The sequence below is a fragment of the Arcobacter sp. s6 genome (assembly GCF_040884245.1).
Lineage (GTDB): Bacteria > Campylobacterota > Campylobacteria > Campylobacterales > Arcobacteraceae > Aliarcobacter.
The window spans coordinates 1-16,084 of record NZ_JBEVTN010000010.1 but is presented as its reverse complement, the minus strand read 5'-3'; the positions used below and the strand labels follow the sequence as shown (position 1 = coordinate 16,084).

The following is a 16,084-nucleotide window of genomic DNA, read 5'->3' as shown; positions in this document are numbered from 1 at the left end:
ATGAGTAAAAATGTTCTTTTGATTGAAGATAATTTTGAGTTACAAAATTTAATTAGTAGTTTTTTAAAATCTTATGATTATGATTGTGTTGTTTTTTCTAAACCTTTGGAAGCACTTGAAGATTTTGAAGAAAATCATAATATATACTCTATTGTAATTTTAGATTTAGGCCTTCCTGGAATGGATGGTTTTGATTTATTTAAAAAATTAAAAAACATAAAAAATATACCAATTATCATCTCAACAGCAAGGGATGATATTGGAAATAAAATTCATGGTTTTGAATTAGGTGCTGATGATTATCTCTCAAAACCCTATGAACCAAGGGAATTGGTTTTAAGAATTGATGCTACACTAAAAAGATATATAGATGATGACAAAATAAAAATAAATGATTTAACTATTGATTTAGATAAAAAAAGAGTTTTTTTGGAAAACCAAGAAGTTGAATTTACAAAAATAGAATCAGAAATCTTTTTTATGTTTATAGAAAATATGAATAAAGTAGTATCTAGAGAAGATATAGTTAATCAAACTTCCCTAAAAAAAGATACAAAAAACAGAACTATTGATATGCATGTAAGTAATATTCGATTTAAAATAAATGATGATTTTAAAGAGACTAAATATATAAAATCTGTTTGGGGAATAGGATATAAATTTACAAATGACAATTAAACAAAGACTTTATATCTCTTTTTCTTTAATTCTATTTATATTGATGTTTATTATAGGCGTATTTTTTTATACAATCTTTAATTTAAATGAAGTTCATAATTCTCAAAAACACAGATATGACCAAATAAGAAGAGTTGAAAAATTAAAAGAGTATAACAACTCTTTTTCTTGGATTGTTCTTGATATTATCACAGATTTTGAAAAAATGAATATCGTAAACAAAAGATTACAAAAGGCTGACGAACTTTTTGAAAATCTATTGTTACAGAAAAAAGATACTATAAATAATTCCGAATCAATGAAAGAAAAAGAAAATTTAGAGTTAATATTTTTAGAATTTGAAAATACAAAAAAACTGATCAAGCAAGAACTTTATGAACTTGTCTTAAAAAAAGAAGAAAAAAACTTCAATTTGTTTAATGAAAAGTATGATCAAATAAATACTCTTATTCAAAAACTTTTGATTGAAGAGATAGCTTATTTACAAGACGAGTTAAATAAAACAGAAAAAAATACCGAAAATTTCATCGAAACTATAAAACTTGAATTAGTAATCTTACTTCTTGTGGCAATCATCCTTTCATTTATAATTTCAGGAAAAATCATTAAAGAGATTAAAGACAAACTATATAAGCTAAATGAAGGGGTTCTTCAACTCTTTAAAGATGATGAGAATAGTATCAAAGTGGATATCGGAGAAAATAATGAGCTAAGTGAAATAACAAACAATTTAAACTCATATCTTGAAAAACAACATGAGATTATTCATTCAAGGGAAGAGCTTTTACGAAATATTAGCCATGAACTAAAAACACCAATTACAAAGGGTAAATTTTTACTTGAAAATCTAAAAAATAAAAATGAAAGTAGTGAAATTTCAAATATAAATCGAGTATTTTTAGATATTGAAGAATTAACAAGTAAATTATTGGAAAGAGAAAAACTAAATTTTGCCACACTTAAATCTTCTGAATTTAAAGTAAGTAGCTTGATTTTAGAAGCTTTATCAAAACTAGCTATTGATGATGAATCAAAAATAAAATTAGAAATAAAAAATGATTTTTATATTCTTGCAGATAAATATTATTTAACACTTGCATTAAAAAATTTAATTGATAATGCATTGAAATATGCCCAAGATTATCCTATTGAAATTGAAGCAAAAAACAATAGATTAAATGTAAAAAATATTGCTCAAAAGTTATCAAATGACCTTATTTATTATATAAGACCATTCACTAGAGAACCAAACCAACAATCAGGTCATGGATTAGGTTTGAATATTGTTAATAAAATTATCCAAAAGCATAATTTTAAACTAGAATATTATTATAAAGACTCTCATAATATCTTTTCAATAATTTTCAAGAACAACTAAAAATGTCAAGAAAATGTAAATAATTTGTACATTTTAAAATTGACACTAACTCTATATAATAACTTATATCAATTAAAAGGAATTATAATGGAAATGGTTAGAAATTTAGTAATTTTAGTAGGAGTTTCTTTTACAGTTATTGGTTTTATAAGCACAAGCTTTTAATTCCAAACTTTTTCTTTCTCACTATAAAAAATAGTGAGTAGAATAGTTTTACCTGATTTAATACAATATATCACTAATGCATATAGCTTTAATATATTGAGGTGTTAGCTTATATTCAACATAAGTAAGCTGCATATTTTACGTGTAATACCTTCTTTATTGAAAATCTAATATAATACAAAAATTAAAAAAGATATAAGGTAGAAAATGGGAAGAGCAAATACTTCAAGTGTAGATACAACAAAAGGTGAAAAACTAGCAAAAAGAATGACTCAACAAACAAATACAGTAAAAGCATCTTTTACTCCTGAGGAAGCAGCAAAAAGAGAACAAGTAATAAATGCTAGAAAAGCTGCTAATGTTGAAGCTAAAAAAGAAAAAAGAAAAAAAAATGCAAAACTTGCTAAAGCTGCTAAGAAAAAAAATAAAAAGAAATAATAATTGAATTGGTTAGCACATGTTTTTTTATCTGAACAAAAAATAGATTTCCAAATTGGGAATTTTTTAGCAGATCCTCTAAAAGGTAAATTTTGGGAAGATGCAAGTGTAGATATGAAAAATGGTATGACCACTCACAAAATAATAGATTCATACACAGACTCTCATGAAATAGTAAGTTGTAGTAAAAGAAGATTAAGAGAAAAAGGTTTATTAAAACCTGTAATCATCGATTTGACCTATGATTATTTTTTAACAAAAAACTGGGATGAATATTGTAAAACTTCTATAAATGAATTTTCAAAAGTTTTTTATCATCAAGCAAATAAAAGAACACCCTATTTCCCAAATCATGCAAATATTCCAATTTATAATATGATAGATAGAGATTTATTAAATAAATATCACAACTTAAATCAATTAAAAGCATCTTTTGAAAGAATGGATAAAAGATTATCTCCAAGACTTAAACAAAGAGAAACTGCAATTAGTTATTTTGATAGTGTGGTAGATAATATAGATGCTTTAGAAGATGATTTTTTAAATTTTTTTCCTCAATTATGTACTAAAGTAAAAGACAATGTAAATCAAGACAATGTGAGACATTGGAAATTATAATAAAATATATAAAATTCTTTTATATTTATTGTGTCTTATTTCTTCTTATCAATAAATAAACAAAAAATGGTGCTCCAATAAATGCTGTTACAACTCCAATAGGAAGCGAAGAGTCTGTATTTAAATTTCTAGATATTAAATCAGAGAATACTAAAAATATCCCCCCAAAGAAAAACACAGGGAAAAACAATTTATCAGCACTTTGTTTATAAATTAGTTTAATAATATGAGGAATAACAAGCCCTATAAATCCAATTGGACCAACAAAACTAATAGATACTCCAACACTTAAAGATACAACAACTAAAAGTAAAATATTAATTTTATTTACATTTAATCCTTTTAAAAATGCCATATCATTAGAAAGTAATAAAAGTTTTATTTTTTCTTTATTTAGATTAATAATTGTATAAAATATAATACTAACAATCATAATAATAAAAGCACTGTTAAAACCAACAGTATCCAAACTTCCAAGGGTAAATCGAACTATTGAATAATTTTCTTGCAAATTACTCATATAAAAAACTAACATCAATGCCGAACCATAAAAATAAGATAAAGCAATACCTATTAAAAGTATTGAATTTGTTGAAACTGCAATTGAATTCTTATTTATTTGTTTAGAGATAAAATATAAAATCAATATAGTAATAATTGAACCAAAAACAGAAGAAATTGAAATATAAACTGCAGGAAAGAACACTATTGAAATAGCTGTAAAAAGTGTAGTTCCACTTGCAATTCCTAAAGTATAAGGAGTGATTAACTCATTTTTAAAAATAATTTGAAATATCAAACCACCCAATGCTAAAATACCTCCAACAAAAAAAGCTAATAAAATTCTAGGAACTCTTAAATCCCAAAAAATAGTGTATGTTGTACTTGTATTATCAAAAATATCTTTTATAGATAAAGTAATTTCTCCTAAAAAAGGAGAGAGTAAAAGAATAATAAAACTAATTAGGTATAAAAAAAACTTCATAAATTTACCACCAAGTGATCATCTAATTTTTTAATAGTATTTTTATAAAATTTTTTTAAATTTTTATTATCAAAAAATTCATCGTATGAACCAAAAAACTCTATTATTCCATCTTTTAAAAATAAAACTTTATATTTTAAAGCGTAAGCTAAATCAAGATTATGAGTTATAACTATTTTTTGGTTTAATAAATCACCATTAAAAATATCAAAAACTTCTTTCAATCTACTAATATCAAGATTTGCTGTTAGTTCATCAAAAATAGTGATTTGAGCATCATGCATAATACTTGAAGCCAAAAGTAAAAGTTGCTTTTCTCCTGAACTAAATGATTTACAATATTTATCTTCTAATTTTTTTAGATTCAAAAGTTTAATTACCCTATTTATCTTTTCATTATCAACACTTGAAACAAAAGATAGTTCTAAAAACTCTCGTAAAGTGATATATTCATCAAAAATAGAAAGTTTTGGAGGTATGTAGTTTATTAAAAAAGCTCTTTTTAAATCATCCATTTTATTAATATTTTCACCAAAAATTTTTACTTTGTCATTTTCTATTAAGTTCGATAAAACTTTTGCAAGAGTTGATTTCCCAGCACCATTTTCACCTAATATAATCAAATTTTCATGTTCAGTTAATGAAAATGAAATTTCATGTAAGATTGAACTATTGTAATTATTTATTTCTAACATTTTCTAATATCTTTTTAAAGTCATCTATAAAGTATTGAACTCTATGGCTTGGAATCCCTGAATATTCTTTGTCTATTGCATAAACATTATCATTTTTAGCTGCATTTATAGGAAGTAATCTCCAAGCATTTTTTACTTCCTCTAGCTCTTTTTCTTTTCCTTCAAAAAAAGCACCAAGAAGTATTATTATATCAGGGTTCATAGCTATTATTTTTTCTGCATTTACAACAGGTTGGCTTTTATTTGTTGAATTATAAGCGTTTTGGTTACCACTTGCTTTTATAATATCTTCAAAATATAAGAAATTTCCCGTTACATAAATCTGATTTGCTAAGCTTTTATTTGGGCTTATTACAAATAGTATTTTTTTATCTTTTGTGATATTATCTAAAGAAGCTAGTGATTTATCAATATTTGAAATAAGCTCTTTTGCTTTTATATCTGCATTAAAAAAAGTTCCTAACTCTTGAATTGTATTTTTTATATTATCAAGGGTGTTTGTTTTGAAATCCATTACTGTTATATTTAGAGCTTTTAGATTTGAAATAAGTTTCTCATCATAATTTTGCCCTATTACAACGCTTGGATTTACTTCCAAAATTTTTTCAATAGAGATTGAAGAATATCCTCCAATTTTTTTTACTTCTTTTGATGATTCTGGGAAATCACAAAAGTTTGTATTTGCAACAACTAAATGACCTTTATCAAGCGCATAAACTATTTCATTTATTGAAGGAGAAAGAGTAACCACTCTTTGCTCCCCGAATAAATTTATACAAAAAAGTAGTATAAATAATAGTTTTTTCATATTAGAAACTAGCCTTTAATCCAACATAAGCACTTCTCTCAGCTGTTGCATAACCATCAACTGTTTGATAATATTTATTAAATATATTATCAACTTTTAAATATGTAGAAAATGTTTTGTTTATTTCATAGTTTACAACTGAATTCCAAACTGTGTAGTTTCCAGTTTGGGCACCTGTTTTATTTGCACCATTATATCTGTCACCAATATATTGACCATTTACATTAAAATGAAATTTATTAATACCATAGTAATCAACACCATAACCTATTTGATTTTTTGCACGTCTAGCTAAATCTTCGCCATCGGAATCTTTTGCACTTAAATGAGTATAATTTAAATTTAAAATAGTATCTTCAATAATATCTTTTTTATAAGCTAATTCATAACCTTTTAAAGTTGTTTCTCCCTCTAAATTTTCATATTGAATTGGAAATGAGTTAGAAACATATGAAATCATATCTGTAATTTTATTTTCAAAGTATGTAACTTTAAAATTCATGTATTCGGCATTAATATCAAAAGATTTTGCAGTTTCTGGACTTAAAGTAGATGTATAACTTAGATTACTTAATGTTGGTGCATTATAAGCTGTACCATAATTTACAGATGTACTTAAATCTTCTGAAAAATTATATTTTGCTCCAATTTTTCCAGTTACTTTTTCCTCAAACTTAGTATTATTATCATATCTTAAAGCTTGAGATAAAACCAATTTATCAAAAGTATTCGTATTTGATACAAAAAGTCCTTCAGTTTGATATTTTAATTCATCTGTTACATACTCAAAGTTTTGTTTATTTACACCTAAAATTAGATTCGCATTTTCTATATAATTAATTGTTGATTGTATTCCAAATTCATTTACTAAACTTTGGGCAGTAAAGGTATCTTGCGTTCTATCGAATTTTGATTGTTGAATATTAAATTTTATATTAAATTTTTCTTCAGTATGAATATAATTCCCGGATTTAAAAGAATGCTCGATTTTTGATTTTAGATTAGTAGCATCAGGAATCAAATTAAAATTTGAATCATAACCGTAATCATAATCATATTCTACATCAATTTTTTTATACAATAAATCAACATTATCCTTATCAGAAAGATTTAATCCACCTTGTAAACTGTATGTGTTATTAGTCATACCATCTTTTTCTAAATCTAAAGAATCACCTCTAGTTCCATAATTAGCATCAGATTTTTTAGGTTCATATGAACTAAAACCACCAATTTCAGTCCTATTTGCATTCAATTTTAAATAACCTAAGTCAGTTTTGTTTGAAACCGTAGTTGAATATTTTTTAGTATTAAAACTTCCCATTTCAACTGCAGCATTACCATGAAACCCTTTTTTAGCTGAACTTGTAATAATATTTACAACTCCACCACTTGCATCTGCACCCCAAATACCAGATTGTGCACCTTTTACTACTTCAATTTGTTCAATATCATCAATTAATAATTGAGCTAATGGAGCACCACTTAAACCTGCTGGTTCATTGTATCTTATCCCATCTACTAAGATTAAGATTCTTTTTGAATCAACACCTCTTATATATAAAGAATCTAATTGACCAACACCACCAGAACTTGTAACATTTACACCAGATAGTGTATTTAGAGCTTCACTAACTGTTGTAAAATGTTTCTCTTGGATCTCTTCTTTAGTAATAACTTCAACATTAGAAGTAACATCTTTGATTGATTGAGTTGATTTTGTAGCACTAGTAACTGTAATTGTTTCTAAATCCTGAGCTGAAAAAAGGTTTGTTGTTGCTAGTAAGATGCTTGCAACTAAGCTTATAGATAATTTTTTTTGCATTTTTTATTTTCCTGTATTTTTATGTTTATATGTTATGTGTTGTGTATCGCTTGATTGATTTTATTTGCTTTTGTTGCAATAGTTTTGTGATTTTTGGGATTTCTTCTAATAAAATAGTATGTATCATACAGTTTATAGATTGCAGTTTTCTATTAACAGTTGCTATTAGAATTCCAAAAAGACTAAAGTATTTTCTTGGTTTATGAATCATTATTGTTTCCTCCTTTATAAAATTTATTTTATTTGTTTTTTATTTCTAAATATGGCAGCTTAGTATAGATTTTGTTGGATCTGTTAAATACTCATAACCTAAATATGCTATATAAAATCCAAAAGCTATTACTAATATAGAAGCTAATTTTATAAATAGATTTCTAAGATTTGATTGTTTAAATAAACCTACAAAAAATCCAAGTGAAAAAAGCGTTGGAAGAGTACTTAGTCCAAAAATAAGCATTACAAAAGCTCCCCAAAATGCACTCCCAGTACTTGCAGCCGTTATTGCAAATACATACACAAAACCACAAGGAAGCAAACCATTTAGCATTCCTAATAAATAAAAACTAAAGAGTGAATCTGAGCCTAAGAGTGATTTAAAAGTACTTTGATAAAGTGGAGATTTTGAACATGAGTGCTCAACTACTGTTAAAAATTTGATTTTCCCCATAAGTGAAAGTCCTACTAAAACCATCATAGCGCCAGTTATAAGTAAAAAAATTCCACTTGTTGTATTATCAAAGCTTACAACTCCACCTACAAGACCAAATAAAGCTCCTAAAATCATATAGGTTGTAATTCTTCCAAAAGAGTATAATAAATGCGCAAGTGCTTGGATTTGTTTTGTCCATTCATTTTTGATCTTTGTACTTGAATATGCGATTACAATTCCACCACACATTCCTACACAGTGACCAAAAGAGCCTAAAAAAGCAATAGTAATAATAGATATGATACTTATAGTTTCCATTATTTACCTAGAAGTTCTTTTCTTATATATGGATTTCTAAGATCTTCATTTCTTAAAACTTTTAAAACAACTTCATCAAAAGTTATAAAATTATCTTGTTTATTTTTATATGAACCAAATCCATGTCCCATTGGAGTTGTATCAATTCTACTAAACCATGCAGTTCTTGCATCTATATATTCATTTGTATCGTTTGTATAAACCCATAAAATAGCTTCTTTTTGAAATTTTATATTGTTATACCACAAAACTAAACATCCAACATCATCAAAAAACCATGTTCTTCCATCAGGAGAAACAGCTTGTGCTGAGTGTTTTGTCGTTGTAATAGTCATACCACATTGAGTATCTTGAAAATGATTTGGAATTATTTCAACTGCTTGGTGAGTATGATTTCCCGTATGAATAACTGTCATTTGCTTTTTATTTGACATTGATAAAAAAATTATAATTATTATTGCAATTATTGTTACTAGTGTTAATATTGGTAAGATTTTTTTCATTTGAACTCCAAAATAGAATAAGTATTATATTCACTTATATATAAATTTTAGTTTATCTATAAAATAAGCCAATAAAAAAAGGCTTTACAGAGGGAGAACTGTAAAGCCTATGTTCAAATATAATTCATAAATATAGGATACCCAATAAATGTATTTAGTAGGTAGGAGGATTTAATATAAATATCCTATAAAAGAATCATAGCAATAAGTTTGTTAAATAATTGTTAAATCAAGACAATTTTTATCTTATTTGTTACTTTTCTAAACTTTTTTATTTAACTAGGGCCATTCTTGAATATAATCCAGCTGTTGTAGTGTATCCAACTTCTGTAAATTTTATATTTTTATCTTTATCATAAATAAGAGTTGTTGGAAAAGCTTTGATATTAAATTTACTTGAAAAAACGCCATCTTCATCGTTTACAACTCTAAATGACAAATTATTCTCTTGTAAATATTTATCTATTTCTACTTTTGTTCCTGATTGAAGTGCTATTGTAACAACTTCATAGTCTTTTGAAATCTTTTCAATATTAGAAGCTTCAAATTTACAAGTAGGACACCATGTTGCCCAGAAATGTATTACTAGAGGTTTATCTTCTGGAATATTATAAACGCTGCCATCAAGAAGTGTAAAAGTATTTATATCTAATTTATCTTTGTTTAAATCAAGTGAACGATAATAACTTAAAGCGTTCATTACTATTGCTAAAATTACGATTGAAATCAATCCTTCTTTTGCATATTTTTTTATTTTTTCTTTCATTTATTTCCTTATAATAACTATCAATAATAGTATAGTCGGTATTATTGCAAAAAATCATTTAGTAAATGTAAAGTACTTAAAAAAAGCCAAATAAGAAAAAAACAATTAAGTACATTTATGGTAATCTATTTCTTTAAAAGTAACAATTTTGAAGGATATAAATGCGTTTAATAATGTTTGATATGGACGGAACGCTCATAGATAGTGGATTTGCTATTACAAATACAATAAATTATGTTAGAGAAAATCTAGGCTTTGAAAAACTAGAAAAAAACTATATTTTAGAAAAAGTAAATGACCCAAATATTAATTCTGCTGAATTTTTTTATGGAACTAAAGATTTCACCCCACAACAAACAAAACTTTTTGAAGAGTACTATAACCAACATTGCTTAAGTGATTTAGTAGTTTATGATGGAATCTCAAAGTTAATAGATGATTTAAAAGGTGATTTTACACTTGCAGTTGCAACAAATGCGAACTCACAATATGCACACAAAATGTTAAATCATGTGGGACTTGGACAACATTTTAAGACTATTTTAGGTTATGACAGTGTTAGTAAACCAAAACCAAATCCTGAGATGGTACATAAAATACTAAATATTCATCAAATTTCAAACATAAATGCACAATTAATAGGTGATTCACACAAAGATATAATGGCTGCGACAAAAGCAGGTGTTGATTCTGTTTTAGTTAACTGGGGATTTTCAAATCATGAAAAAGATGCTATTGAAACAGTAGCTGAACTTGAAAAAAGAATAAAAGCTAAATTTAAATAGATTAAAATATATAGGTTATAAAATGTTTGAAAAAATAAAAAACTTATTTAAAAAGAATGAAACATTCCCTTGTATTATTTGGGATGGAAAGATTATGAAATATTTAGATTTAACACAAAAACAAATAGATGAGATGAATAGTAACTCAGAAAAATATCCTGGATGGAGTGTTACAAAAAAAGAGGATTGTTAAAATCCTATTTTTTTTCATAACTTATAAACTTGTAAGCACCCTCTTCTAAATCTTCCACATCAAAACTATCAAACTTCACTCTGTGAAGTGTAAGTACCCTATTCCCTACAGCTGCAAACATTCTTTTAACTTGATGGTATTTCCCCTCACAAATTTCTAGTCTTACATGTGTTGAACTTAATACTTCAAGTTTTGCTGGTAATAATGATTTTGTTTCACCATTTAGCATAAGTTCACCACTTGAAAAGATTTGTGCTTCATCCCCTTTTAAAGGTACAGCAAGAGTTGCTTCGTAGATTTTTAAAACATCACTTTTTGGACTTGATAATTTATGATTTAAAGCTCCATCATCTGTTAAAATAATAGCACCTGTTGTATCAACATCAAGCCTTCCAATCGTTGATATTTTTGGATTTCTTCTATTCCATCTGTTTGGTATCAATGCATAGATTAAACTTCCTGCGTCATTATGTGAGCAGATAAAACCTGCTGGTTTATTTAATAATATTGTAATAGTTTCAGGATCTATTGCTTCTTTGTTTATTGTAATATCATCATGATATGCTTTTATTGAAGGGTCAAAAACTCTTTTTTCTTTTATACAAAGTTCATAAATCCTAAGAAATTTTTTAGCCTCACTTCTTGTGCAATATCCTAAATTAGATAGATGCGCATCGATTCTTTTGTAACTATTTGCCATATATTATTATCTTTCTTTTTAAATTGGTTTGGATATTAACATTTTTTTCAATAAAATACAACTATGAAATTAATTGATAAAAAATATGCTGTATATTTACTAGATGATGATAATTTTGATTTTCCAAGTTTAGATATGATGAAAGATGATTTAGTGGCTATTGGGGGAGATTTTCATCCTCAAAGGATTCTAAATGCCTATGAAAGGGGTATCTTTCCTTGGTATATTGATGATTATAATTATATACATTGGTTTAGTCCACAAAAAAGAATGGTCTTAAAACCACAAGATATGAAAGTATCAAAGAGTCTTAAAAAATCAATTGCAAATAAAGGTTTTGTAATAAAATCAAATGAAAACTTTGAAGCTGTAATTCGTGCATGTTCAGAAGTAAAAAGAAAACATGAATCAAGTACTTGGATAAGTGAAGAGTTTATACAAGCTTACACGAACTTACATGAACTTGATATTGCTTTTTCAATAGAGTGTTACTTAAATGATGAATTAGTTGGTGGACTTTATGGGCTTTTAATAGGTGATATTTTTTGTGGTGAAAGTATGTTTGCAAAGGTTACAGATGCCTCAAAAGTAGCTTTTTATCATCTTTGCCAACAAGCAGAAAAAAATGGAATAAAACTTATCGATTGTCAAGTTTATAATGACCATTTAGCAAGTTTAGGAGCTGCTGAAATAAGCAGAGTTGAGTATTTTAAGATACTTGGAATTAAATCTTAGATTTATTCCAAATTTTTTGTTCTTCTGCTGTCAAAAAAGTCCAAGCTATAACTCTACTTATTTTTTGACCATGTGCCATATCTATTGTTTTATATTGAACAACATCTATATCTTCTAATGCATCATAAATAAAATCTAGATTCTCTTTTTTTGATACAAGTGTTGTAAACCATAAACAGTTTTTTGAAAACTCAAAACTCTCTTTTATCATTTGTTTTATAAAAGCTACTTCTCCACCTTTACACCAAAGTTCGTTGTTTTTACCACCGAAATTTAAAGCATTTTTTACATTATCTTGTTTTGTTAGGTTTTGAATTTTTCTTTTATTTCCTGCCAGCGTATCTTCTAAAGATTTATGAAAAGGAGGATTACATAAAGTAAAATGAAATTTATCATCCTTATTTATAATACCTTTAAAAATATTTTTTGAATTTTCTTGTAGTTTTACAGTTATATTTTCTTTTAAAGATTCATTTGAATCTATAATATTTTGAGCTGATTGTATAGATACTTTATCTATATCACTACCTACAAAACTCCAAGCATAAACACTAACACCAATAATTGGATAAATACAATTTGCACCAACACCAATATCTAAACCTTTTATTTCTTTTCCTTTTGGAATCTTATTACCATTAGTTTTTGCTAATAAATCAGCAATATGATGAATATAATCAGCCCGACCTGGAATTGGAGGACATAAGTAACCTTTTGGAATACTCCAATTTTTTACAGCATAGAAGTGTGAAAGTAAGGCTTTATTTAAAGCTATTACAGCATCAGGATTTGCAAAATCTATTGATAAATCACCATATTTATTTAGATTAACAAACTCTTTTAATGTTACTTCACTTTTGATTAGAGCATCAAAGTCATATCTATCGTTATGAAAGTTTCTTGGATGAAGGGTTTTCTTTTCTAATGTTTTCTTTGTATTTGACATATTTTTTCTTTTTTATAGATTTGTAAAAGTTAATATTGCTTTTGCAATAATTCTCGTATCATTTTTTTCATAAACTAAGTGTGCAAAATCTGGATTTATAGAGATAAAATATTCTTTATTATTTATGGTTTTTGCTTTTTTTATCCACATTTTATCATCTTTATAAACTAAAAAGATACCATCTTCTTTAAACTCTTTAAAAGATAAGTCAGCCACAACCAAAGCCCTATCATTTATATGTGGCTCCATAGATTTTCCATCTACTTGTATCACAAAAAGTGACGCTATTGTATAAGGTGGTTTTAGCAAATCTTTTGAAAACAAAAGTTCTTTTTTTTGTATTTTTCCATCTACTTCATGATGATATTCTAGTTTAATAATATTTTCTAGTTCTATATTGTTTCCTTGGGAGATGAAAAATAATAACCTTGTGAATACTCAATTCCTAAACTTTTAATTTCATCATAAATTTCTTTTGAATCCACATGTTCTGCAATAACTTTTATATTAATTTCTTTTGCAAAAGATATTATAGTTTTAACAAAAGTGTGTATATTTTTATCTATCAATATTCTTTTAATAATTTTTTCATCAATTTTAATATAATCTGTTTTTATTTCTGTTAAATATATAAAATCAGTATATCCAGTTCCAAAATCATCTATAAAAATCTTATATCCAAGAGATTTTAACAAAATTAAATTAATTTTTACTTGCTTATTCGAAATCAATCCATAATTTTCAACTATTTCAATAGCTAGTCTATTTGAAATATTTTGTTTTTTTGCATAATCTTCTAAAATATTCATTATTGATTTATCCAATAAATCTTTTTCTCTTAAATTAATCGTTAATTTAATATTTTGATTTAATAATAATTTTTTATAACAATTATTTAAAACACTTTTTGTGATATTTCTTAGTAAAAAAGTTCCTTCAATAACTGGTAAAATTTCATTTGGAGTGATTATATTTCCTTCTTTATCAATTATTCGTAAAAGTGCTTCATAATAATCGATTTTATGGGTATTATTATCTATTATTCCTTGATAATAACAAATTATTCTATCTTCTTCTAAAGCATCATTTATATCATTTATAGAAACTATTATTTGATTATTATGAGATTTTAAATCATCATATATTTGAATATTATTTCTACCTTTATTTTTAGCATTGTATAGAGATATATCAGCGAGTTTAAATGCTTCTAAAAAATTATTTGATTTATGTGGATAAAGATTTATTCCAACAGAAGCTGTAATATTTATATGATTTGTATGATTATAATAAAATTTATGTTCTCGAATATTTATTAAAATTCTTTCAATTACGTTTAAAGCACTAAGGGAATCTTCTCTTTTTATTTTTGTCAAAATAATAAATTCTTCACCACCATATCTAATGACAATATCTTCTTTATTTCTAGTTGATATAGATATTATAGATGAAATCTCTTTTAACACTTTATCTCCAAAAAGATGTCCATAACTATCATTTACTGCTTTAAAATGATCAATATCTAAAGTTGCTAATATATAGCCATTTAAATTAATAAAATTTCCAAACTCCTGAAGATAATTTCTATTATAAACTCCTGTTAATTTATCGATATAAGCAGTTTTTCTAATGGCTACATATCTTGATGATTGAACCAAAAGAATAATTAAAAATATAAAAACTACTAAAAGAATAAATATAAAAAGTATCTTTAGAATATATAAAATTTCATTTATATTTTCTATTTTTTCAATAGAATAATCCACAACTAAAACAAGTTTTACTTCATTATTTTTTAAAATTGGAGTTAAGTAAGTAATGGATAAATCATTTGAATCATTATTTTGAAATGTAATTGGTTTTTTTGTTTTATAAATATCAAGCCAAAGAGAATTATCTATATCAAACTTTTGATTTCTAGAAACTTTTTCTTCTTTTATCAAGGAACCATCCAGAAAAAATCTAAATATATCTTGCTCATCTTTATATAAAATATAAGCATACTTTATATTTGAGGTTAACAATAAATTTAAATTGTCTTCAATCTTTTTATATAAATAAGAATCATTTTTTATTAATTTTATATCAGAAATAGAGTTTTCATTAAGAAATGTTTCAATAACTAATGCATTGTTATTTACGATAGAAATGACATCTGAAGTTGTTATTTCTATCATTCTATCAGATATTTTTTTTTCTAATTTAATTGTTCCATAAAGTAATATAATAAATGTAAAAAATAAAAATATATATAAAGAAATAATCACTGAAGGATTTCTTAATAATGAAAATTTTTTCATTAAAATTCTTCTACAAATTTTTCATAAGCATCACTTAAATGTATATTTTGATTTTCAAGTCTATTTTTAATAAAAGTAATATTAGGTCTACTTTTAGTCCAATAAAAGGCCCCTACATACTTTTCGTCTTTTAAAAGTTTTTTATAATCATTAGTTATAAAAAGTTTATTTATGTTGTTATTACATAAATCATTTATTTTTATTTCATTTTTTGTAAAAATAAAATTTGCATCATTACAATTATCTGCTAAAGTAAAAAAAAGAGAATATATTTCTTTTTCTTTTATTGAAATATTTGGTATATATAGTTTTATTTTGTCTTGAATTGAAGCTTTTGCAATATTTGATATTATTTTTGCTTCTAATTCTATATTTTCGTTATATTTTTCTACTAAATATATTTGTTGATTTGAATATACATAAGAAAAAAATATTAACAAAAAGATTGCAAACTTCGCCATAAAAGCCCCTGATCTGAATATCTAATCAAATTTTTGTTTATAAAGAATTTATTAAATAATTGAGCCACTTGCAGATTACCAAAAACAACCCACAATTTAAGCTAAATTGAATTTTAAAAAAGCCTTTCATACTTCCAT

20 protein-coding genes are annotated in these 16,084 nt (G+C 25.3%); 7 read left to right on the top strand and 13 right to left on the bottom strand.

All coding sequences use genetic code 11. The features are described 5' to 3' along the window. The 4 genes from ABVS04_RS07310 (at nt 1) to ABVS04_RS07295 (ending at nt 3,277) form a co-directional block, all read left to right on the top strand. Nucleotides 1-678: a response regulator transcription factor gene (locus ABVS04_RS07310; RefSeq protein ID WP_368030023.1), complete on the top strand. Its 678-nt coding sequence runs from the start codon at nt 1-3 to the stop codon at nt 676-678. Further along, complete coding sequence (locus ABVS04_RS07305; protein ID WP_368030022.1) at nt 668-2,056, top strand: ATP-binding protein; 1,389 nt, start codon at nt 668-670, stop codon at nt 2,054-2,056. The genes ABVS04_RS07310 and ABVS04_RS07305 overlap by 11 nt, the downstream gene beginning before the upstream one ends. A gap of 372 nt (nt 2,057-2,428) precedes the next feature. Beyond that, nucleotides 2,429-2,659, top strand: coding sequence for a hypothetical protein (locus ABVS04_RS07300; RefSeq protein ID WP_368030021.1), 231 nt, complete (start codon nt 2,429-2,431; stop codon nt 2,657-2,659). A gap of 3 nt (nt 2,660-2,662) precedes the next feature. Next, nucleotides 2,663-3,277, top strand: coding sequence for an ACP phosphodiesterase (locus tag ABVS04_RS07295; RefSeq protein WP_368030020.1), 615 nt, complete (start codon nt 2,663-2,665; stop codon nt 3,275-3,277). Nucleotides 3,278-3,302: 25 nt separating this feature from the next. Here ABVS04_RS07295 and ABVS04_RS07290 read toward each other — a convergent pair whose 3' ends face one another. From ABVS04_RS07290 to ABVS04_RS07255, 8 genes are all read right to left on the bottom strand, one after another. Further along, nucleotides 3,303-4,262 (bottom strand): FecCD family ABC transporter permease, encoded by a 960-nt coding sequence (locus ABVS04_RS07290; RefSeq protein WP_368030019.1) that lies wholly within the window; start codon nt 4,260-4,262, stop codon nt 3,303-3,305. Then, nucleotides 4,259-4,957 carry an ATP-binding cassette domain-containing protein gene (locus tag ABVS04_RS07285; protein WP_368030018.1) on the bottom strand — a complete coding sequence of 233 codons (699 nt, stop codon included), beginning with the start codon at nt 4,955-4,957 and terminating at the stop codon, nt 4,259-4,261. Before ABVS04_RS07285 ends, ABVS04_RS07290 begins: the two co-directional genes overlap by 4 nt. Continuing rightward, nucleotides 4,941-5,765: an ABC transporter substrate-binding protein gene (locus ABVS04_RS07280; RefSeq protein ID WP_368030017.1), complete on the bottom strand. Its 825-nt coding sequence runs from the start codon at nt 5,763-5,765 to the stop codon at nt 4,941-4,943. The genes ABVS04_RS07285 and ABVS04_RS07280 overlap by 17 nt, the downstream gene beginning before the upstream one ends. A gap of 1 nt (nt 5,766) precedes the next feature. Next, nucleotides 5,767-7,590 carry a TonB-dependent receptor plug domain-containing protein gene (locus tag ABVS04_RS07275; RefSeq protein WP_368030016.1) on the bottom strand — a complete coding sequence of 608 codons (1,824 nt, stop codon included), beginning with the start codon at nt 7,588-7,590 and terminating at the stop codon, nt 5,767-5,769. Nucleotides 7,591-7,615: 25 nt separating this feature from the next. After that, nucleotides 7,616-7,801 carry a hypothetical protein gene (locus ABVS04_RS07270; RefSeq protein WP_368030015.1) on the bottom strand — a complete coding sequence of 62 codons (186 nt, stop codon included), beginning with the start codon at nt 7,799-7,801 and terminating at the stop codon, nt 7,616-7,618. A 45-nt stretch (nt 7,802-7,846) separates the two neighbouring features. Continuing rightward, nucleotides 7,847-8,557 carry a sulfite exporter TauE/SafE family protein gene (locus ABVS04_RS07265; protein WP_368030014.1) on the bottom strand — a complete coding sequence of 237 codons (711 nt, stop codon included), beginning with the start codon at nt 8,555-8,557 and terminating at the stop codon, nt 7,847-7,849. Then, nucleotides 8,557-9,060 carry a hypothetical protein gene (locus tag ABVS04_RS07260; RefSeq protein WP_368030013.1) on the bottom strand — a complete coding sequence of 168 codons (504 nt, stop codon included), beginning with the start codon at nt 9,058-9,060 and terminating at the stop codon, nt 8,557-8,559. The genes ABVS04_RS07265 and ABVS04_RS07260 overlap by 1 nt, the downstream gene beginning before the upstream one ends. A gap of 271 nt (nt 9,061-9,331) precedes the next feature. Beyond that, entirely contained in the window at nt 9,332-9,826 is a 495-nt protein-coding gene (locus ABVS04_RS07255; protein WP_368030012.1) for a redoxin domain-containing protein, read from the bottom strand. A 161-nt stretch (nt 9,827-9,987) separates the two neighbouring features. Between ABVS04_RS07255 and ABVS04_RS07250 the strand changes: the two genes are divergently transcribed. Together ABVS04_RS07250 and ABVS04_RS07245 are read left to right on the top strand one after the other, a co-directional pair. Then, on the top strand, nt 9,988-10,611 hold the full coding sequence (locus ABVS04_RS07250; RefSeq protein ID WP_368030011.1) for an HAD family hydrolase: 624 nt from the start codon (nt 9,988-9,990) through the stop codon (nt 10,609-10,611). Between the two features lie 22 nt (nt 10,612-10,633). Then, nucleotides 10,634-10,804: a hypothetical protein gene (locus ABVS04_RS07245; protein ID WP_368030010.1), complete on the top strand. Its 171-nt coding sequence runs from the start codon at nt 10,634-10,636 to the stop codon at nt 10,802-10,804. 4 nt (nt 10,805-10,808) lie between these two features. Here the strand turns inward: ABVS04_RS07245 and ABVS04_RS07240 are convergent, their stop codons facing one another. Beyond that, a complete protein-coding gene (locus ABVS04_RS07240) occupies nt 10,809-11,504 on the bottom strand; it encodes a pseudouridine synthase (protein WP_368030009.1) in 696 nt (231 codons plus the stop codon). Nucleotides 11,505-11,567: 63 nt separating this feature from the next. Here ABVS04_RS07240 and aat point away from each other — a divergent pair, with 63 nt between their 5' ends. Beyond that, complete coding sequence (gene aat, locus ABVS04_RS07235; protein ID WP_368030008.1) at nt 11,568-12,239, top strand: leucyl/phenylalanyl-tRNA--protein transferase; 672 nt, start codon at nt 11,568-11,570, stop codon at nt 12,237-12,239. Here aat and rlmF read toward each other — a convergent pair. The 4 genes from rlmF to ABVS04_RS07215 all read right to left on the bottom strand — a co-directional run bounded on the left by rlmF (nt 12,229) and on the right by ABVS04_RS07215 (nt 15,946). Beyond that, on the bottom strand, nt 12,229-13,185 hold the full coding sequence (gene rlmF, locus ABVS04_RS07230; protein ID WP_368030007.1) for a 23S rRNA (adenine(1618)-N(6))-methyltransferase RlmF: 957 nt from the start codon (nt 13,183-13,185) through the stop codon (nt 12,229-12,231). The genes aat and rlmF overlap by 11 nt on opposite strands. Before the next feature lie 12 nt (nt 13,186-13,197). After that, the gene (locus ABVS04_RS07225) at nt 13,198-13,509 is read right to left on the bottom strand and encodes a helix-turn-helix transcriptional regulator (RefSeq protein WP_368030006.1); all 312 of its coding nucleotides are present in this window, start codon (nt 13,507-13,509) and stop codon (nt 13,198-13,200) included. 68 nt (nt 13,510-13,577) lie between these two features. Then, nucleotides 13,578-15,485 carry an EAL domain-containing protein gene (locus tag ABVS04_RS07220; protein WP_368030005.1) on the bottom strand — a complete coding sequence of 636 codons (1,908 nt, stop codon included), beginning with the start codon at nt 15,483-15,485 and terminating at the stop codon, nt 13,578-13,580. Further along, nucleotides 15,485-15,946 (bottom strand): hypothetical protein, encoded by a 462-nt coding sequence (locus ABVS04_RS07215; RefSeq protein WP_368030004.1) that lies wholly within the window; start codon nt 15,944-15,946, stop codon nt 15,485-15,487. The genes ABVS04_RS07220 and ABVS04_RS07215 overlap by 1 nt, the downstream gene beginning before the upstream one ends. Nucleotides 15,947-16,084: the final 138 nt, after the last annotated feature.